We start from the raw sequence: 18,960 nt of genomic DNA on the forward strand, positions 1-18,960 counted from the left end.
CTCGGAAAAAAGACTACTCCGCCGGTTGCGGGACGCCGGACCGCTCGGACGCGGCGCGGGCGCCCGAGAGCATCAGGCCCAGATAGATCAACACCGGAGTCGAGATGAAGATCGCCGAGTAGGTGCAGATCAGGACGCCGCAGAGCATCACCACGGCGAAGCCCTTGATCGCCTCGCCGCCGAACAGGACCAGCGCCAGCAGCGACAGGGAGGACGAGATCGACGTCATCACCGTGCGCGACATGGTCGAGTTGATCGACAGGTTCAGCAGGTCGACGGTGGGGATGGTCTTGTACCGCCGCATCAGCTCGCGGGTCCGGTCGAACACCACCACGGTCTCGTTGAGCGAGTAGCCCACGATGGTCAGGATCGCCGCGATCGAGGTCATGTTGAACTCGATCCGGGTGATGATGAACACGCCCACCGTCAGCACGATGTCGTGGAGCGTGCCGACGATGGCGCCGAGCGCCAGTTCCCGCTCGAACCGGAACCAGAGGTAGAGCAGCACCGCCACGACGGAGAGCACGACGCCCAGCGTGCCGGACTGCACGAGTTCGCCGGAGACGCGCGGGCCGACGGTCTCGGTGCGGCGGAACTCGTAATCCTTATCGAAGGCGGCGTGCGCCTTGTTCATCACCGCGGTCTGGCCCTGCTCGCCGGGCTGGAGCGGCAGGCGGACCAGCACGGTACCCTGGTTGCCCAGTTCCTGCACCTCCGGCTCGCCGAAGCCGAAGCCCGCGGCCGTGTGCCGGATCGCCGCGACGTCGGCGGTGCCGGATTTCGCCTGCAATTCGACCAGGGTCCCGCCCTTGAAGTCGATGCCGAAGTTCAGCCCGATCGTCAGGAACAGCGCCACCGTGACGAGCGACAGCACCGCCGAGAGCGGGAAGGTGAAGCGCCGGAATCGCATGAAGTCGAAATGCGATTCATCGGGCCAGAGGCGGAGCAGGCGCATGGAAACGGACCTAACGTTTGGGAGATCTCAGCACCGGTCCGCTCGTCCCACCCTCACCCTCGACCTGAGGCGCCGGAGCGAAGCGGAGGCCTCGAAGGAGGGCTCCAGGGATCGCAGCGCCGTCTGGAGGGCCCCTTCGAGGCCCGCTGACGCGGGCACCTCAGGATGAGGTGAGGGTCTGGAGCGGCCTTCTTCCGCCGGTGATGCGTCTCCCGAAAGTGAACTCGTTCAGAACGGCAGGGTCTTCGGACGGAAGGTCTTGTACCACACCGCGATCATCATCCGGGTCAGCGTCACCGCGGTGATGACCGTCGTCAGGATGCCGAGGATGAAGACTACGGCGAAGCCCTTCACCGGGCCCGAGCCGAGGAAGAACAGGATCAGGGCGGCGATCGCCATGGTCGAGTTCGAGTCGATGATGGTGGCGAAGGCCCGGTCGAAGCCCGCCTGCAGCGCCGAGATCAGCGAGCGGCCGGCATGGCTCTCCTCGCGCATGCGCTCGTAGATCAGGACGTTCGAATCCACCGCGGTGCCGATGGTGAGCACGATGCCGGCGATGCCCGGCAGCGTCATGGTGGCCTCCAGCACCGACATCAGGCCCAGAATCAGCCCGACGTGGACGATCAGCGCGATGTTGGCGATGAAGCCGAACGTCCCGTAGGTCGCGAACATGAAGGCCACAACGAGGCCCGCCGCTACCAGGGTCGCGAGCTTGCCGGCCTCGATGGAGTCGCGGCCGAGGCCCGGGCCGACGACGCGGCGCTCGACCACGGTGAACTTGGCCGGCAGCGCGCCGGCCCGGAGCAGGACCGCCAGGTCGTTGGCCTGCTGGACGGTAAAGTTGCCGGTGATCTGGCCCGAACCGCCGGTGATCGCCGAGCGGATCACGGGGGCGGAGACGACCTCGTTGTCGAGCACGATCGCCATGCGCCGGCCGATATTCTCCGAGGTCGCCTGCCCGAACCGCTGCGCGCCGCGCAGGTTGAACTTGAAGCTCACCATCGGCTCGTGGGACTGCTGGTCGAAGGCGGGCTGCGCGTCGGTCAGCTCGCCGCCGTCGGCCATGACCCGGCGCTCCACCGGGACCTTGGCGCCCTTCTCGTCCTTGGAGGGCAGCATGTCGACGTCGCCCGAGGGGCTGTCGGCGAGCATGCGGAACTCGAGCTTGGCGGTCGAGCCGAGGAGCTTTTCCAGCCGCTCGGGATTCTGCTCGCCCGGCACCTGGATCAGGATGCGGTCGGCGCCCTGCTGCTGGATCGACGGCTCGGTGGTGCCGGTGGAGTCGAGGCGGCGCCGGATGACCTCGATGCCCTGGCTCACGGCCCGGCGGGTCCGGTCGGTGATGCCGGCATCGGTCAACATGAGGCGGATCACGCCGCCCGGCTGCTCGGAGATGTCGAGGGTGCGGGCCGCCGTCTGGCCTATCGAGGTGGTGATCGGCTGCGACAGTTCCTGAAGCTTCGGCAGGACCTTGGCCCGGGCGGCGGCGTCGTCGATCTTCACCTGGACGCCGCGCGGCAGGAGGCCGATGCCGCCGTCGGCGCGGACATTCTCCTGCTGGAGCACGCGGCGCACGTCGTCGCGCAGGGCCTTGGCCTGGGAGGCGACCAGCTCGTTCTGGTCGACCTCAAGCAGGAGCTGCGAGCCGCCCTGCAGGTCGAGGCCGAGCACGATGGCGCGGGTCGGCACGATCCAGCTCGGGAACCACGTGGGCAGGCTGGCGACGAAGCCCTTGCGCTGCTCGGGCGAGAAGAAGCTCGGCACGGCGAGCATCAGCCCCACCAGGATCAAGCCCAGTGTCGCGATGATCTTCGCACGGGAGAAGCGCAGCATCGGCCGTCTTTTTCTCTTTTGGGCCGGCGCACGACGCCGGCCGGTTCAACCGGGAACTCAGGCGGCTTTCACCGTGCCCTTGGCGCGGACCTCGGAGATCATCGACCGGACCACCCGAACGCGCACGTTCGGGGCGATCTCGACCTCGATCTCGGGCTGGTCGTCCGACGCCTTGGTCACGCGTCCGACGAGGCCGCCGTTGGTGACGACCGTATCGTCCCGGCGCACGGACTTCAGCAGCGCCTGGTGGTCCTTGACCCGCTTCTGCTGCGGCCGCAGGATCAGGAAGTACATGATCACGAAGATCAGAACGAACGGGACCACCTGAAAGGCGATCTCCGCTCCGCCAGCGGCCGCACCGGCCCCTTGCGCGAAGGCGGGGGTGATCAACGAGCGTCTCCTGCGAATAGCGTGCAGGTCTGCCGCCGGATGAGGCGCCCGCAGACCTGTCGAAAAGCGCGCGGACTATAGCCAGGGGCTACCCGAAAGCAACGTCGAAGCGACAGGCCGATGCGGCGCGCTCACAGCAGGGCGCGGATCGCCGCCGCGAAGGCCTCCGGCGCCTCCTGGGGAAAGTTGTGCCCGACCCCCGCGACGATCTCACGCCGGTACGGTCCCGTGAAGTGGCGGGCGTCCGTATCGGTGGCGGGCGGCGGCCCGACGCCGTCATCGGCCCCGAGCAGCACGATCGTCGGCACGGCGATCGCCGGCTGGGCGGCGAGCCGCGCCTCGATCTTCACCAACGCCGGATCGCTCGGCACGAGCCCGAAGCGGTGGCGGTAGGAATGCACCACCACGTCGACGAAATCGGGATTGTCGAAGGCGCGGGCGGTCTGCGCGAAGGTCTCCGCGTCGAACGCCCAGGTCGGCGACCAGAGCCGCCAGAGCAGGCGGCAGAAGGCATCCCGGTTCTCGGCGAGGCCGGCGCGGCCGCGCTCGCCGTGGAGGTAGTACTGGTACCAGAGACGGTGCTCGGTCTCCGGCGCGACCGGCCGCCCGGCGGCCGGGATGTTCTGGATGTTGTAGCCGACGCCGCAGCTCACGAGGCCCCGGGCCCGGTCCGGCCAGAGCGCCGCCACCACGCAGGCGGCCCGGCCGCCCCAATCGTAGCCGGCGAGCACGGCGCGCCCGATGCCGAGGGCGTCGAGGAAGGCGAGCAGGTCGGCCCCGAGGGCCGCCTGCTCGCCCGAGCGCGGCGTGGCGGGGTCCAGGAACCGGGTCGGGCCGTAGCCGCGCAGGTACGGGACGAGGCAGCGCACCCCGTCGGCGGCGAGCCGCAGGGCCGCCGCCTCGCAGGCCTGGATATCGTAGGGGAAGCCGTGGAGCAGCACGGCGGGCGGCCCGTCCGGCGGACCGAACTCCCGATAGGCGATGTCCAGCACGCCGGCCCGCACGCGTTCCATGAACGACTCCCCCTCGCCACGGGGCGATCCTAACGGGTTCGTCGCGCAATTGCCGCACGCGCTTGCCGCCGCCGCGTCGCGCCCGACTTCTCCTGCGACGAAGAAGCGCGACGGTGGAGAACGATGGGACTGCTCGACGGTGCGAAGAACCTGATCGGCGACGTGGTCGCGGCGGCCGACCGGGCCTTTGAGGAGACCGGTAGCGGCAAGCTCGCCCTGGCGCTCGCGAAATTCTATCCCGGCGGCCTCGCGGCCTTCCTCGACCGCCTGAGGGAGACCGGACACGGCGCGGCCGTCGATTCGTGGCTCTCGCCGGGCACGCGGCAGCCGGTTCCGGCCTCCGCGCTGGCGGCCTGCCTGCCGGAGGCGGTGACCGAGCGGCTCGCCTACGATCTCGGCGTGCCGGACGCGCGCGTTCCCACCGTGCTCGCGGAGTTCCTGCCCGCCGCCGTCGCCGATCAGAGCGAGAACGGGAGCCTGAAGCCCCAGCCGAATTTCAGCACGCAGGTCCGCTGATCATCGGGGCCTCATGGGGCCGCGCATTTCATCAGAGGCGGGGCGGTCGCGCAGCTCAGATGGCAGCTCTGCTTCGCGAAGCAGAACCACGAGAGCGCGCCGCTCTTCAGGCAGGATCCGCCGCAATGCCGGTACGTGCCGTAGAGCGGCCGAACGAAGACGGCATCGGCGAGGGGGCGCGCCTCCGACGACCGCGCCGTCTCCGCGGCCGGCAGCGCCACCGCCGCACCGGCCGCGACCACGAGCACGAAAGACGGTGCCAGGACTCTCATTCGCGTCGACCGTGGAACCGTGTCCGGGCCAACATACCGGGCCAAAGTCCGGGTCCTGTCGACTCAATTGCGGTTCACGCGGGCCGGGGGCAGCCGCCGGCCTCTCCCGCTTTCCGGACGACGCCCTAGACTCCCGTCGACCGATCCTTCGACGCGAGGCCCACATGAGTCTGCTCAATTCCCTCGGCGGCTCGCTGGGGCAGATCGCCCTCAAGGCGTTGCCGGGCGTGATCCAGCAGGTCCTGCCCGGCGGGCTCAACGCCCTGCTCGATCAGCTCCGGCGATCCGGCTACGAGAGCCAGGTCAATTCCTGGCTCGGCCGCGGGCCCAACGAGCCGATCACCGCCGACGACCTGCGCAAGGTCCTCGACAACGATCAGGTGCGCCAGATGGCGGGAAAGCTCGGAATCCCGATGGACGAGCTGTTCCCGACCCTCGCGCAGGCCCTTCCCGAGACCGTGGACCACCACAGCCCCGACGGGACCCTGCAGGTGCCCAAGGCCTAGGCGGCCACGGCGCGGGCGCGGGGAAGGCCGGCGCGGCGCGGCCGGACCGGCGGTCCGCAACGCGAAACGGCGGCCCCGTCCGGGACCGCCGCCGCGTGCCGCCGTCTTGCCGGTCGGCTCAGTTGCTGGCGAGCTGTGACATGGGATCCACGGGCGCGCCGCCCTTGCGGATCTCGAAATGGAGCTGCGGCGAGGTCACGTTGCCCGACGCGCCGGACTTCGCGATGGTCTGACCGCGCTTGACCTTCTCGCCGGGCTTCACGTCGATCTCGCCGTTATGGGCGTAGGCCGAGACGTAGCCGTTGGCGTGACGCACGAGGACCAGCTTGCCGTAGCCCTTCACGTCGGAGCCGGCATAGGCCACCGTGCCCTCTTCGGCGGCCTTGACGGGGGTGCCCTCCGGGACGGCGATGTTGATGCCCTCGTTGCCGGAGCTGCCATAGCCGGAGATCACCCGGCCCTTGGCGGGCCAGCGGAAGTTCTCCGTCGCCTCGGCCACGGAGCCGGTGGCGGCGGGCTCGGACTTGGCCTGGGCAGGAGCCGCGGCGGCCACCGGCTTCGGCGTCTCCTTGGCGGCGACCTTATCGGCGGCGGCGGGCTTCTGCGCCGCCTCCTTGGCGGCCTCCTTGGTGGCCTGCTTGGCCGCCTCCTTGGAGGCTTCCTTGGCGGCCTTCGCCTCGGCGAGCTTCTGGGCGGCCTCCGCCTTCGCGGCGGCCTTCGCCTCGGCGCGGGCTTCCTGGGCCTTGGCTTCGGCCTTCGCCTTCGCCTCGAGCTTCGGATCCGCCTTCTTGTCGTCGGCCTTCTTCTCCTCGGCCTTGGCGACCTGTCCGGGACGCACGTGCTTCGGCTTCTCGCCGTCCTTCGCGGTGGCGTCCTTGCGGGTCTTGGCGTCGGCGACCTTGCGGGCGGCGGCGTCGCGGGCGAGCGCCTCCTTGCGCTCCGCCTCCTTCTCGGCGGCGGCCTTCTGCGCCGCCTCCTTGGCGGCCTTCGCCTCGGCGAGCTTCTGGGCGGCCTCCTTGGCCTCCTCGCGCTTCGCGGCGATCTTGTTCTCGACCTGCTTGGCGTCCTCGCGCTTCTCCTCGGCAGCCCGGGCGGGCCGGGCGGACATCGGGGCCGCGGCGGGGTTCAGCCCGGAGGCGTTGTAGACCGGGATCACGATCTGACGACCGGGCGTGATCTGGCTCGCGTTGCTCAGGCCGTTGGCGGCCAGGATCGCCGAAGCGGGCACGCCGAAGCGGGTGGACATCTGGTTCAGGCTGTCGTTGCGCGAGACGGTGATCTGCGTGCCGCCCTCGGCGCTCCAGCCGACGCCGCCGGTGGAGGCGACTCGGGTCGCGGGGGCGGCAGCAGGGGTCTGGGCCGGACTCGCGGCGGCGGCCGGACGCGCGGCGCCGGGCGCGCTCAGCGCCTCCGATTGGATGCGGCCGGTACGGACCGGCGGCACCGACTTCAGGGATCCGTCCGGCAGGCTGCCGGTGGCGGAAGGCTCCGAGTCGAACGGATTCGAGAATGGGTTGCCCAGCCGCGATGCGTCCGAGGAACAGGCGGCGGCCGCCCCGCCGATCATGCCGATGAGCGCGACGCGCGACAGCGTCCGCAACATCTGACCCGTACCGCGCACCCGCATCGACACACCCGTTTGCCTGACGCAACCTGATGCCCCAATGAAGACGGATTCAGGTTAAGCAACCGTTCCCGTTCCGCATACCTGCGACCCAGAAGCGAAGGAGCGCGCAGGGTTTCGCGCCGTGCCGGGGATGAAACCCAGGGGCGAGACCGTCCCTTTTCCTACCTGGGCGGCTCCCCACATCGTGGACATGTTTACCATCCGCGGCGCGCGCGACAGCTTGGCCGATCTGCCGGCGATCGAGACCGCGCGCCTCTCGGTCGCCGCCCTTCAGCCCGCGGACGCAGCGGCCCTGCGCCGGCTCACCGACGATCCGGCGATCACCGCCGCGGTGGACTTCCTGCCGACCCCGTTCACGCTCCAGGATGCCGAGGATCTGATTCGCAGCGGCCGGCGGGGCCGGGACTGCTTCCTCGGGGCCTGGACCCGCGGCGGCGCCGATCCCGGTGTCGCCCCCGATCCGGCGGGACGCGACCTGGTTGGGGTGGTCGGGACGCATCTGCGCGGCACCGGCACGATCGAGATCGGATACTGGATCGGGGGCGCCGCCCGCGGGCGCGGCTTCGCCTACGAGGCCGTATCGGCGATCCTCGGCCTTCTCGGCGCGCGCTTCCCGGCGCGCCTCGTGGTGGCGGAATGCGGCCCGGCCAACGTCGCGTCCTGGGGCCTGCTGCAGAAGCTGGGTTTTCGCGACACCGGCGAGGAGGGGCACCGCCCGGGCCGCCGCCTGCTCAGACGGGATTGAGCCCCATGGCCGGCGGGCGGACCCCGACCGCTGGTCTCAGGTCTCAGGCTCCACGCCGCCGCACCTTCGTGCGCCGCGGGCCGAGCGCGAAGGACGCCTCGTCGTCCGGCGAGCGCTCCGCCAGGGCGAAGCTGTGCAGTTCGTTCAGCCCGCCCCCGTCCCGGGGCTGCACCGCGACCAGTGCGTAGAAGGCCGCCCGCACCACATCCTTCCTGGACGCGTCGGGATGCGTCTCGCGGACGGCGACGCGCAGCGCCTTCGGCGTCATGCCCAGTGCAGCCAGGCTCCAGAGCGTCGCCGCGAGCGCCTCGATCGAAGCCATCCGAAACGCCCCGTCGGTCGAGTCCCAGGGTCTTTATACGGATCGGCCCAGCACCGGCGCAAGCCTCGTTCAGACGACCGCAAGATCTGCGGCTCATCGAGCACATATCGTCACAAAAATACGTCGATACACGAAGTCGATTACTACAAATGTCGCAATCGATTTGCCAGAACACCTTCAATTTCAGCAGACAACAAAAAGCCCCCGGACCTGAGGCCGGGGGCTTGCTGGTGACCGGTTCCGTGAACCGGTCCGGGTCATCCGATCAGAAGGTGATGCCGGTCTCGACCATGTAGCGGTCCTGGGAGGTTTTGTTGCCGGTGCGGCCGAAGCCGGTGCCGAGCGTCCCCTCCGCGAGGTTGCCACGGGTGATCCCGCCGAGTTCGACGTGGGCGTATTCCACCCGGAAGAAGTACCGGTCGAAGGTGAAGGTCGGCGTGACGGTGACCGAGAAGGCGTTGCTGCCCGCACCGAAGCCCAGCAGGTTGGTCCCGCCGGATCCGCGGACGCCGGTCTGCTCGGTGTACTCGACGCGGCCGGCCAGGGAGAAATTATCGGTGAACGAGTAGGCCGCCAGCAGCGCGCCGCCGTAGGTCGACGCCGAGTTGGCGATGCCGACGCGCAGGTCCCGCTCGACATTGGTGAACTGGAAGTACGGCGAGATGATCCACGGGCCGTTCGCGTAGGTGTAGTTGATGTTGAAGATGCCGCTGTTCTGCTGGAGGTTCGGCGTCGCGAACTGGTAGCGCGGGCTGCGGTCGAGGGCGTTGGTCCGGCCGACGTTCAGGCCGCCGTTGACGCCGATCGTGTTGTAGTCGTCGAGCTTGTAGGCGACGTTGCCGGTGAACCACGTGATCTCGTTGGAGAAGAAGCCGTCCGTGCCCGCGAGGGACACCGAGAGCGGGCCGCTGCTGTAATTGACCTGCACGCCCTGGTTGATGAAGTTCTCCTGCACGAACAGGAGGCCGCGGTTGATGTTCAGGTTCTGATAGGTGAACAGCAGCTCGGTGCCGATCAGGGTGAACATCCGGCCGCCCTGGACCGACCATTCATCGTTGATCTGGATCTTGCCGAAGGCGACCGGGACCGGGCCGAACAGGAGATCGGTCTGGGTGAAGGTGCCGAGCGTGGGGAAGCCGAGCTGCGGGATCGAGTAGCCGCCGGCCTGGATGTAGAACTGGAACGCGCCCTCGGGCTTCTGGATGATGCCCTGCACGTTCGAGAAGTCGAACCGGGCCGACCGGTCGCGGTCGTTGGGCGCCGCCGGGGTCGAGAACGAGGCGAACGGGTTCGACTGCGTGTAGCCGTAGCCGGTGATGGCGCCGCCCACGTAGAGGTCCCCGAGCGGACCCGCGGAGAAGCAGCTCGGATTCGGGTTGGCCTTGATCACGCCGCTATAGGCCGGGCCGATCAGCGTGGCCTTGCACGGCTCGGCGGGGGGCGCGACGGGAACCGGCGCCGGGGCCGACAGATCGGCCGCGAGGATGCTGGTCGAGGACAGCAGCACGGTGGCCAGGCCGGCCAGGGCGGATCGCTTCAGCATGGTTCGGAGCTCGTTCGGATTCGTCTACGGCCAAGCTGACATCACGCTGCGAATGACACAAAATCAAACATAGAGCAGTTGCATATTTTTTGGGCAGATCCCTATCGCTGAACACGTTCGACGCGGAAATGTGACTTTGCCGCCACAATCGTCCGGGCGGACCGGCGTTTTCCTTTGCGGGCGTCCGGAACAGCTTTCCCGGCACGGCCCAAGTCTACCGTGTCAGGCCGCGGGACCGATCGGATCGCAGCGAAATCCTCCGAACTCATGCCGGGCCAGCCGTTCGGCCAGGGCCGGCAGGAACAGCATCGCCTCCTCGGCGAGGCGCCACGGCGGGTTGACCACGATCAGGCCGCTCCCGGTGAGCCGCGTCGGGTCGCCCGGCCGCTCGATCAGGAGATCGAGCCGCAGGGCCGGGCGGGGCAGGGCGGCATCAAGATCGCGGACCATCCGGTCGAGGGCCTCGGTGTCCTTGATCGGATACCAGGCCAGGAACACCCCGGTGGGCCATTTCGCCACCGCCCGGGCGAGGTGGGCGCCGAGGCGCTCGATCTCGCCGGGCACCTCGTAGGGCGGATCGATCAGCACGAGGCCGCGACGCTCCGGCGGCGGGATCTGGGCGTTGATCGCAGTCCAGCCGTCGAGGCTCATCACCTTGGCGCGGGGATCGCGGGCGTAGCGGTCCTGCAGCGTGGCGGCATCCGCCGGATGGAGTTCCACGAACACGCCCTTGTCGCCGGGGCGCAGCGCCTCGCGGATCAGGGCGGGCGAGCCGGGATAGGCGGTGGCGCCGTCGCGCGCCTGCACCGCCGCCACCGCGGCCCGGTAGGGCGCAAGCAGCGCCTCGACATCCGGCGCGAAGGGCGCGGCCATCCGGCCCCACCCCTCCCGCCACTCGCCGGTCCGGGCCGCCTCGTCGGCCTCGAGATCGTAGACGCCGAGTCCCGCGAAGGCGTCCAGCGCCCGGAACGGCTTGTCCTTGAGCCGGAGGTGGTCGAGCACCCGCGCCAGAACGAGGTGCTTGAGGACGTCGGCGTGGTTGCCGGCGTGGAAGGCGTGCCGATAGTTCATGGCCGCGCGCTCAAGCCGATCCGGCGCCCCAGGTCCAGCGCCCGGCGCGCAAAACGCCGAAAAAACCTAGCGGGCGGCGTCGAGACGCACCTCGGGCGCCCGGCAATTGCCGCGGGCGACCTCGGGGCAGGGGGCGAAGCCGCGCAGGTCCTTGCCGAAGCAGATCCGGACCTCCTGGAGCTGCCCGCGGGTGCAGGTGACCGCCATCATGTCGGGGCGCAGGCCGCGATTGGCCGCCACGAATTGCCGCGCGATCTCGATGGGCGCGAGGGATTGCGGCGGGGAGCCGCCCGTCAGGCCGTCGGGGATCGTCACCGCCTGCCGCGCCGTGCGGGCGGCCGCGAAATAGGCGGCGGGATCGAGGCCCGAGCAGGTGCCGTGCTTGCGCCACTCGTACCGGGCGAGCCCCTCGCTCGGATAGACTTGTCCGGCCACCTCCATGGCCTGCCGGGTGGGCGCGCGGTTCACCGCCGAGCAGTTCTCCGGATAGCCGCGGGCATATTGCGGCCACAGGCCGTGGACGACGAAGCCGAGGCCGCGACCGGGGGCGCACTGGACGTCGTCCCGGCGTGCGCCCGGCCCCGCGCAGTAGGTCGGCGACCACGACAGTGCGAGGACGTAGAAGTCGAACGCGCCGGGCGTGCCGCCACGGGCGAAGCCGCCGTAATCCTGGGCGGCGGCCGGCCCGGCGAGGAGCAGGCCCGCGAGGCCGGCGGCGAGCCTGCGCATGGTCAGGGACGCGCCATCCGGCAGGCGGTGGCGTAGGCGTAGGCGAGGTCCCGGTCGAGCCCGTGGACGCAGAACTCGACGCCCCAGGTCGCCCCGATGATCCCGAGGCTCTCGCGCACCGAGTAGTCGACCTTGCGGCGGACGCCGTCCGACGTGGTGATGGTCGCGGTGCAGAAGCGGCGGGGATAGGTGTCGAGGCCCCAGGGCCGCCAAGCGGTGCGCTCGATCGTGTCGAAGGACAGGATCGTCATCGACGAATTCCAGAACTTCGCCTCCTTCTCGGCGAAGTTGGTCGAGACCCGCTCCAGCACCGACGGGTCCTGGCAGCCGGGGATTTGCGCGTCGAAGGGGAAGATCCGCTCCTCGGCGGGCTCGATGTCCTCCCGGGCCGAGCGGGCCAGCGCCGGCTGGGCCAGGGCGAGAAGGGCCAGCCCGAGGGCGAAGCCGTGAAAGAGCGGGCGCATGGCGCGTGCCTCGACGGATGTGCGATCCTGCATCCGCGAACGATGGCCCGGCCGCGCCGCCAGTCAAGCTCCGGCGGCCCCGCGCCGGTGCTTTGGCGGCCTGTGCGGCGCGGCCGCTACACTCGCCGGCCGATGCCCCCGGAGCGGGACCGGCCCGCGGCCCGATCCCGTCAACCCGCGTTCCGGCGTCGCCCGGTCAGTAGATCGGCCCCGTGCTCGGCGGCGCGCCGAGCTGCAGCGGCTCGTCGTAGTCCTGCGCGGGCTCCTCGGGGGCGGCCGCGGCGATCCGTGGCGCCGGCCGCACCGGCGGCGCGGCGGTGTAGGCCGATGCCGCGGTCGGGCGGGCCGGCGCCCTGGCGACCTGCGTCGCGCCGCCGGCCTTCGACATCGGCGACACGCCGTAGGGATCGTCCTGCTCCACATCCACCGGCGCCTGCGGGGCGGCGGGCTGGCGCTGCGGCGGGACCGGACGGCTCAGCGGCCGCTCGACGCCGGTGCCGAGCTGCGGCGTGAACTTGATCATCGGCTGGCAGATCCGCCTCAGACCGCGCGGGTCGTGCCGGGCGAGATCGACGTGGATGTGGTCGTAGTGGAACACGTTCGAGCCGGGGGCCAGCACCGTGGTGAAGCGCTGGCAGGCGCCGAGGAAGATCTCGCGCAGGAAGCCCTGCTCGGCCTCCGTGCCGCGCCAGCCGCCCTTCACGGTGATCACGTGGCCGTCGGCGAGCTTGATCGACATGACGTCGATGGCGTTGCCGAAACCGTGCTCGGAGAGCTTGGCGCCGGGCTGGTTGTTGCGGCCGCGGCAGGAATAGGAACCCGCGTTGATCTCGGCCACCGGCACGCCGAAATAGAGGTTGGCGGCCGGCTGGATCGTGTCGGCGAGCCACGCCTCGGCCTCGGCCAGCGCCGGGCAGCCCAGGGTCATCCGCTGCTTCAGCAGGACGGAGCCGCCGCCGAGCCGCGTCACCCGGAAGGGCTGCTGCATGCCGCACGGCCCGGGGCCGTCCATGGCCGCGATCGGCGTGACGAACTCCGAGGGCTCGACGAGCTTCTTGGCCAGGCAGACCTGCTCCGCCTGATCGCGCCACGGTTCGCGCCGCTCGAAATGATTGATCGAGCACGCGGTGAGGCCCGCGCCGAACAGCGCCAGAGCCGAGAACAGGGATACGCCACGCCACATGACCCGGACGATGCGCACGGTCGCGTAAAGCGTTCGTCAACGGCGTTTCGGGAATGACGCGACCTGTGGCGTCTCGGTTGACAGCGCCGCGGACCGCAGACTGAATGCATTATGCTTTCACTTCTCGACCTCCGCGCCCGCATCGCCGCCGGCACCCTGACCCCCGCGGGGGCGATCGATCTGTGCCGCGCCGCGATCGCCGCGCGGGAGCCGGACCTGCACGCGCTGGTCACCCTCGACCCGGCGCCGGCGATCCCGGAGACCGGGCCGCTCGCCGGCATCGCGGTGGGCGTGAAGGACATCATCGACTGCGCCGGCCTGCCGAGCCAGATGGGCTCGTCGATCTACGCGGGCTGGACGCCCCGGGGTGACGCCGCCGTGGTGAGCCGGCTGAAGCAGCTCGGCGCCGTCGCCCTCGCCAAGACCACCACCACGGCCTTCGCCAGCAGCGACCCGACCGAGACGGTCAACCCGCACGATCCCGGCCACACGCCGGGCGGCTCATCGGCGGGCTCGGCCGCCGCCGTGGGCGCCGGGATGCTGCCCCTGGCCCTCGGCACGCAGACGGCGGGGTCGGTGATCCGGCCCGCGAGCTATTGCGGCTGCGCGGCGGTGAAGCCGTCGTTCCGGCTGATCCCCACGGTCGGCGTGAAGACCTATTCCTGGGCCCTCGACACGGTCGGGCTGTTCGCCGCCGGGGTCGCGGACGTCGCCCATGCCCTCGCCCTGGTCACCGGACGCCCGGAGATCGACGGCGCGGATTCGGGCTCGGCCCCCCGCATCGCCGTGGTGCGGCAGGACTTCGCCGAGGCCCCGGAACCGGCGGCCGAAGCCGCATTGATGCGCGCCCGGCAGGCGGCCGAGCGAGCCGGGGCGCGGGTGAGCGACCTCGCCCTGCCGCCGGAGCTGGCGCAGGCCTGGGAGCGCCACCGCATCATCCAGAACTACGAGGGGCGGCTGGCGCTCGCCTGGGAGTACGACACGCAGGCCGACGCGCTCCCGCCCCGCGTCCGCGAGCATCTCGACGCCGGCGCGGCGATCGAGCCGGCCCAGTACGATGATGCCCGCCGCCACGGCCATCACGCCCGGCGGGTGCTGAAGGGCCTCTTCGCCGATTACGACGCGATCCTGACCTTCTCGGCGCCGGGATCCGCACCCGCGACCCTGGATTCGACGGGCGACCCGCGCTTCAACCAGCTGTGGACGCTGATGGGCGTGCCCTGCGTGAACGTGCCGGTGCCCGGCCAGAGCCTGCCGGTGGGCGTCCAGGTGATCGGCCGCTTCGGCGACGACGGCCGGACCCTGGCGGTGGCCCGGATGATCGAGACCGCGCTGCGCGGCTGACCGGCCGTCAGGGCGACCCGCACCGGCACGCTCTCGGGCGACGCCGCCGGGTGCCCATCCCGTCCGCCGTTCCGGGACCGCGCAGCGCCCGGGATCCAGAGCCGCCAACCCGGCCGATCCCGGCGCCACCGGCATTCAGGGCGTCCTGGTTCGCCTGCGGGCTCCGGACAAGCAGCGCGGGCGGCCGCCCGGAAGGGGCGACTTCGGGGCCGCGATGATGACGGCCGCGCAAAATGTCGCGTTATGTCCCCTAGCGTACATTTGTGATTGTGAGCTCACCGACGCGACACTAGACACGGTTCATCGCTGGCAACGTTCCCCGGGCGCTAGCGGCCGGAAGACGCGCGCTCCCGCCCACATGGTGGAGCGTCTTTTGGCACGCTACTTCATCAGCACGACCAACCACGTCACGGTCATGGACGAGGAGGGCGTCGAGCTCCCGAGCCACGGCGCGCTCCGCGAGCTCCTGCGCAGAGTCCTGACGGAACTCCTGCGCGACGAAGGCGACCTGACCGGGGTCAATGAGTATTCCGCTCACGCCTATGACGAGGCGGGCAGACTGGTCATGGTCGCGCGGGCCAGCTTCTCCGTCACGGACCAATAGGCCGGCTCCCTCAAGGACCCGGAGGTCGCGCTCCGCTTCGGCACGGAAGCGGACTCGGCTTCGTCCTCACTTGCCCCTGCCGCGCGCGGCGTCGATGAACCGGCGACGCTCTTCCTCGGGGCGCGCTTATCGGCGCCGCACCTGACGGGGTTCGGCTCGGCGGGTTTCGGCTCGGCGCATGTGTCGGCCGGCATCGTCGCGGCCCTCGGATCACCCGCGGTGTCGGCCTTCGCGCCGCCGACAGTCGGACATCGCCGGAGGACACCGCGGCGGCCGGAGCCTGATCGGCGCTCTCCTTCGGGACGCCGGGCAGGCCGTCGATGCCGCCCCTGGAGACCGGCGCGCCGTCGCCCCCGACCTCGCGCGGGCGGCAAGCCCTCGAACCGCGCCGTCCTTCGGTCAGGCCGGGCATGCGCGGTGCGGCGGCCCCTCCCGGGGAAGGCTGGAGGATCGGGCCGGCTCCCCGACGCGGAAGCTCGGCCGGCAGGCCCTCTGCGGCGGCGATCCGATCGCCGGCCGCCCTGGAGCAAGTCCCTCCGCTCAATTGCTCGGCTGCTCGTGGAGCGTATCCTCCACGTAGAGCTGCTCCAGCAGGACCTTGATGACCGCCATCAAGGGCAGGGCGAGGGCGATGCCCCACAGCCCGAAGATCACGCCGAGGATCAGCTGGCCGGCGAAGATCGTGGCCGGGGGGATGTCCAGCGCCCGCTTCTGGATGAACGGCGTCAGGCCGTAGCTCTCCAGGCACTGGACCGCCAGATACACGCCGATCGCGCCGATCACCGCCTTCGTGCCCGAGGCGAGCGCGGCGAGGATGATGACGAGGCCCGCGACCAGCGGCCCGACCGTCGGCACGAAGGCGAGCACGCCCGCCTGGAGCCCCAGGATCAGCGCACCGCCGATCCCCAGGAAGGCGAGGCCGGCCCAGGTGCACAGGAAGATCACCGCCATGATGATCAGCTGGCCGAACAGCCAGTGGCGCAGGGTCTCGCCGGCCCCGTCGAGGACCTGGCTGGCGCGCCAGCGCTTCGCCGGAGGCACGAACCGGACGACCCCGTCCCGGTAGGCCTTCGGGTCGGCCGCGAAGGCGAGGCCCAGAAAGGCGATCACCAGGACGTTGCCGAGAGCGTCGAACAGGCCCAGGACCACCGCCGCGGCCGGTCCGAGGACGCTGCCGGCATCCGACACGAAGGAGCCGCTGCCCTTCATCAGGCCGGAGGCGAGGCCGGCGAGGCCGCCCTCCTTCTGGCCCGAATCCGTCGAGCCGTCCTTGCCGCTGCCCTGCGGGGCGAGGCTCGGCACGTCGATGCCGCGCTCCGAGAGCCAGCCCGACACCGTGGCCGCCTGATCCTTGATCGTGGTGCCGAGTTCGCGGCCCTGCTGGACGATGGTGGCGCCGCCGTAGCTCGCGAAGCCGACCACCGCGATCGCCACCACGAGGCTGACGACGGACAATCGCAGGGCCCGCGGCAGGGGCAGGACGCGGCCGAGCCCGCGGGTCAGGCCGTCGAGGAACACGCCGAGGAGGACGCCCGCGAAGATCAGCAGGAGCGTGCCGGCGGACATCCAGGCCAGCGCCAGCGCCGCCACGAAGCACACCACGGCGATCCCGGAGGCTGCGAGCGGCGCCGTTCCGCGCCAGGGCCCGACCGGGCCGTCCAAGTCCTGTAGCTTGCTGTCCGACATCATCACTCCTGCACCGCGGGTTCACGAACGCCCTGGGCCCTCAGGGGTCAAGGGCGAGACCGCGGGTTCTCAGGGTGAAGCGAGCCCGAAACCATGGTCCGGGTTCGCCGGCGACGTCCCCGGCTTGTTCGACCCTCCGACTGCGACGGATGCCCCGATCGGCCTTCCCGTCAGTCCGGGCACCGAAGGCGGGACCGGGATGGCAGGGGGGACACGCAGGCGTCCGCCCGATGGCGGCGGGCGTTCGGGACGGCGATGTCCTGAACCGCCGGCTCTCTCCGGCCTTCGCGGGCGGCTGCGGGGCGGGGATGCCCGTCCGCCGGTTGTCCGCGCGCGCCGCCGGACCGCAGGCTTCGGCCCATCGGGCGCCCCCGCAGGAGCACCGGCGGCGCCAGCCGGATCCGCGCCCTCGGCCCGGGCCGGACATCGATACCGGCGATCAACCCAGCCGCCTCGTCCTCTTCGGGACGCGGATCGTGTCGCGCAGCGCGGCCCGGGACTCGACCCTCAGCGCCAGCGCCCGGCCGCGGCGTCATCCTGAGCCGTCGCCTCGACCCAACCGCCGGTGGTGCCGTCGGCGAGGTGCTCGCGCTTCCAGAACGGGGCGCGGGTCTTGAGGTAATCCATCAGGAAATCCGCGGCCGCGAAGGCCGCGACCCGGTGGCTCGCGGCGGTCACCACCAGCACGATGCCGTCGCCCGGGCGCACCAGCCCATGGCGGTGGATCACCCGCAGGGCCTGGAGCGGCCAGCGGGCCATCGCCTCGTCGGCGACCCGCCGGATCTCGGCCTCGGCCATGCCGGGGTAGTGCTCCAGCTCCAGGGCGGTCAGCCGCCCGCCCTCGTCGCGGCACAGCCCGGTGAAGGTGACGACGGCGCCCGCCCGGCCGCCCAGCGCCGCGCTCACGCTGGCGATCTCGGCCGCGGTGTCGAAGGGCTCGGCCTGGATGGCGATGCTCGGAACGGGGGCGCTCATGGCCCGATCCATAGGAGTCCGCGGCTTTGCGGGCCAGTCCCGTCCCTGTCACACCCGGCCCCGCCTCTATATGAGACGGTCCGTCGCGCCCTGCCGGCCCGGCGCGCGGTCCTCGGATGAGCCCGCGTGCTCCGGACGGCGCTGGAGAAGGATACCCGCGTGACCCCCGACCTGATCCTGCCCTACGACGGCGTGCAGCCGGATTTCGTCAGCCGCCCGGTCTGGTGCGGTCGCGGCAGCACGGTGATCGGCGCCGCGCGGATCGGCGCGCAGGCCTGGATCGGCGACGAGGCGGTGATTCGCGCCGACGGCCAGACCGTCATCCTCGGCGACCGCTTCTGGCTCGGCCACCGCTCGACGGTGCACATCGCCACCCGGACGCACGGCACCCGGGTCGGCGACCGCGTCACGGTCGGGCGCAACAGCGTCGTGCACGCCTGCACGCTCGGCTCCGACGTGGTCGTCGAGGACGACGTGGTGATCCTCGACGGCGCCGAGGTCGGCGACGGTGCGGTGATCGAGGCGGGCTCGACCGTATTCCCTCGGGCGACGCTGCCCGGCGGCTACGCCTATGCCGGTAGTCCCGCCCGTCCGAGCCGAGCGATCGGAGCCGATGAGATCGCCGAGCGCGCCGAGCGGCTGCGTGAGCGCATGGGCGACGGATCCGCTCTCCCGCCCGGGGAAGTATCGGAGGTCGACGACAGCGTGTTCGTGGCGCGCAACGCCCGTCTGCGCGGGCGGGTGAGCCTCGGAGCCGGGGCGAGCGTGCTGTTCTGCTGCGACCTCAACGCCGAGGTCGGCCCGATCGTCGTCGGCGCCGATACCAATATTCAGGACAACACGGTCATCCGCACCCGGGCGGACGGCGTGGTGATCGGGCGGGACACCACCATCGCCCACAACGTCCGGATCTCGGATTGCCGGATCGGGGCACGTTCGTTGATCGGCATCGGCGCGACGATTGCGTCAGGAACCCTGATCGCCGACGACGTCATGCTGGCGGCGGGCGCCACCACGGATCCCGGTCAGATCCTGGAGGCCGGTTATCTGTGGGGCGGCCGCCCGGCCAGGATCCTGGGGGCCCTCGACGCCGAGAAACGCGCCATGATGATCCGCATCGTCGAGGGCTATTGCCAGCACGGGCGGGAATATCGGGCCGCGCAGGAGGCGTCGGAGTAGAGC

Annotated in this window: 20 protein-coding genes; 6 read left to right on the forward strand and 14 right to left on the reverse strand. The window is 70.9% G+C overall.

Features of this window, described 5'->3' with window-relative positions; genetic code table 11:
- Window positions 1-13: 13 nt before the first annotated feature.
- The 4 genes from secF to A3862_RS19780 form a co-directional block, all read right to left on the reverse strand.
- On the reverse strand, window positions 14-955 hold the full coding sequence (gene secF / locus A3862_RS19765; RefSeq protein ID WP_043757501.1) for a protein translocase subunit SecF: 942 nt from the start codon (window positions 953-955) through the stop codon (window positions 14-16).
- Between the two features lie 228 nt (window positions 956-1,183).
- Window positions 1,184-2,788, reverse strand: coding sequence for a protein translocase subunit SecD (secD, locus tag A3862_RS19770; RefSeq protein WP_043350919.1), 1,605 nt, complete (start codon window positions 2,786-2,788; stop codon window positions 1,184-1,186).
- A gap of 57 nt (window positions 2,789-2,845) precedes the next feature.
- On the reverse strand, window positions 2,846-3,178 hold the full coding sequence (gene yajC, locus A3862_RS19775; protein ID WP_012319243.1) for a preprotein translocase subunit YajC: 333 nt from the start codon (window positions 3,176-3,178) through the stop codon (window positions 2,846-2,848).
- Between the two features lie 131 nt (window positions 3,179-3,309).
- Complete coding sequence (locus A3862_RS19780; protein WP_043757498.1) at window positions 3,310-4,191, reverse strand: alpha/beta fold hydrolase; 882 nt, start codon at window positions 4,189-4,191, stop codon at window positions 3,310-3,312.
- A 123-nt stretch (window positions 4,192-4,314) separates the two neighbouring features.
- On the opposite strand from A3862_RS19780, the gene A3862_RS19785 reads away from it, so the two are divergent.
- Complete coding sequence (locus tag A3862_RS19785) at window positions 4,315-4,707, forward strand: YidB family protein (RefSeq protein ID WP_053608351.1); 393 nt, start codon at window positions 4,315-4,317, stop codon at window positions 4,705-4,707.
- An 11-nt stretch (window positions 4,708-4,718) separates the two neighbouring features.
- On the opposite strand, the gene A3862_RS19790 is transcribed toward A3862_RS19785, so the two are convergent.
- The gene (locus A3862_RS19790) at window positions 4,719-4,979 is read right to left on the reverse strand and encodes a hypothetical protein (protein WP_043757495.1); all 261 of its coding nucleotides are present in this window, start codon (window positions 4,977-4,979) and stop codon (window positions 4,719-4,721) included.
- Between the two features lie 164 nt (window positions 4,980-5,143).
- On the opposite strand from A3862_RS19790, the gene A3862_RS19795 reads away from it, so the two are divergent.
- Window positions 5,144-5,485: a YidB family protein gene (locus tag A3862_RS19795; RefSeq protein WP_053608349.1), complete on the forward strand. Its 342-nt coding sequence runs from the start codon at window positions 5,144-5,146 to the stop codon at window positions 5,483-5,485.
- A 118-nt stretch (window positions 5,486-5,603) separates the two neighbouring features.
- Here the strand turns inward: A3862_RS19795 and A3862_RS19800 are convergent, their stop codons facing one another.
- Window positions 5,604-7,112, reverse strand: a complete 1,509-nt coding sequence (locus tag A3862_RS19800) for a peptidoglycan DD-metalloendopeptidase family protein (RefSeq protein WP_111473912.1) — start codon at window positions 7,110-7,112, stop codon at window positions 5,604-5,606.
- Window positions 7,113-7,302: 190 nt separating this feature from the next.
- Here A3862_RS19800 and A3862_RS19805 point away from each other — a divergent pair, with 190 nt between their 5' ends.
- On the forward strand, window positions 7,303-7,857 hold the full coding sequence (locus tag A3862_RS19805) for a GNAT family N-acetyltransferase (RefSeq protein ID WP_111473913.1): 555 nt from the start codon (window positions 7,303-7,305) through the stop codon (window positions 7,855-7,857).
- Window positions 7,858-7,900: 43 nt separating this feature from the next.
- On the opposite strand, the gene A3862_RS19810 is transcribed toward A3862_RS19805, so the two are convergent.
- From A3862_RS19810 to A3862_RS19835, 6 genes are all read right to left on the reverse strand, one after another.
- Window positions 7,901-8,179, reverse strand: a complete 279-nt coding sequence (locus tag A3862_RS19810) for a hypothetical protein (RefSeq protein ID WP_043350907.1) — start codon at window positions 8,177-8,179, stop codon at window positions 7,901-7,903.
- Window positions 8,180-8,444: 265 nt separating this feature from the next.
- Window positions 8,445-9,722 (reverse strand): porin, encoded by a 1,278-nt coding sequence (locus A3862_RS19815; protein ID WP_043350904.1) that lies wholly within the window; start codon window positions 9,720-9,722, stop codon window positions 8,445-8,447.
- Window positions 9,723-9,944: 222 nt separating this feature from the next.
- The gene (locus tag A3862_RS19820) at window positions 9,945-10,793 is read right to left on the reverse strand and encodes a 23S rRNA (adenine(2030)-N(6))-methyltransferase RlmJ (protein WP_043384946.1); all 849 of its coding nucleotides are present in this window, start codon (window positions 10,791-10,793) and stop codon (window positions 9,945-9,947) included.
- A 66-nt stretch (window positions 10,794-10,859) separates the two neighbouring features.
- On the reverse strand, window positions 10,860-11,522 hold the full coding sequence (locus A3862_RS19825; RefSeq protein ID WP_043350900.1) for a ribonuclease T2 family protein: 663 nt from the start codon (window positions 11,520-11,522) through the stop codon (window positions 10,860-10,862).
- A gap of 2 nt (window positions 11,523-11,524) precedes the next feature.
- The gene (locus tag A3862_RS19830) at window positions 11,525-11,986 is read right to left on the reverse strand and encodes a hypothetical protein (RefSeq protein ID WP_043350928.1); all 462 of its coding nucleotides are present in this window, start codon (window positions 11,984-11,986) and stop codon (window positions 11,525-11,527) included.
- Between the two features lie 196 nt (window positions 11,987-12,182).
- Window positions 12,183-13,169 (reverse strand): extensin-like domain-containing protein, encoded by a 987-nt coding sequence (locus tag A3862_RS19835; RefSeq protein WP_043384942.1) that lies wholly within the window; start codon window positions 13,167-13,169, stop codon window positions 12,183-12,185.
- Window positions 13,170-13,280: 111 nt separating this feature from the next.
- Here A3862_RS19835 and A3862_RS19840 point away from each other — a divergent pair, with 111 nt between their 5' ends.
- Both A3862_RS19840 and A3862_RS19845 read left to right on the forward strand, forming a co-directional pair.
- Window positions 13,281-14,513, forward strand: coding sequence for an amidase (locus A3862_RS19840; protein WP_111473914.1), 1,233 nt, complete (start codon window positions 13,281-13,283; stop codon window positions 14,511-14,513).
- A gap of 373 nt (window positions 14,514-14,886) precedes the next feature.
- Window positions 14,887-15,117 carry a DUF6894 family protein gene (locus A3862_RS19845; protein WP_043350926.1) on the forward strand — a complete coding sequence of 77 codons (231 nt, stop codon included), beginning with the start codon at window positions 14,887-14,889 and terminating at the stop codon, window positions 15,115-15,117.
- 540 nt (window positions 15,118-15,657) lie between these two features.
- Here the strand turns inward: A3862_RS19845 and A3862_RS19850 are convergent.
- Entirely contained in the window at window positions 15,658-16,803 is a 1,146-nt protein-coding gene (locus A3862_RS19850) for an AI-2E family transporter (protein ID WP_043385032.1), read from the reverse strand.
- Window positions 16,804-17,310: 507 nt separating this feature from the next.
- Window positions 17,311-17,778, reverse strand: coding sequence for a molybdenum cofactor biosynthesis protein MoaE (locus A3862_RS19855; RefSeq protein WP_043757480.1), 468 nt, complete (start codon window positions 17,776-17,778; stop codon window positions 17,311-17,313).
- A 159-nt stretch (window positions 17,779-17,937) separates the two neighbouring features.
- On the opposite strand from A3862_RS19855, the gene A3862_RS19860 reads away from it, so the two are divergent.
- Entirely contained in the window at window positions 17,938-18,957 is a 1,020-nt protein-coding gene (locus A3862_RS19860; RefSeq protein ID WP_043761153.1) for a gamma carbonic anhydrase family protein, read from the forward strand.
- The last annotated feature ends 3 nt before the right edge of the window (window positions 18,958-18,960 follow it).

The organism is Methylobacterium sp. XJLW, assembly GCF_003254375.1.
In the GTDB taxonomy this organism is placed as follows: domain Bacteria; phylum Pseudomonadota; class Alphaproteobacteria; order Rhizobiales; family Beijerinckiaceae; genus Methylobacterium; species Methylobacterium fujisawaense.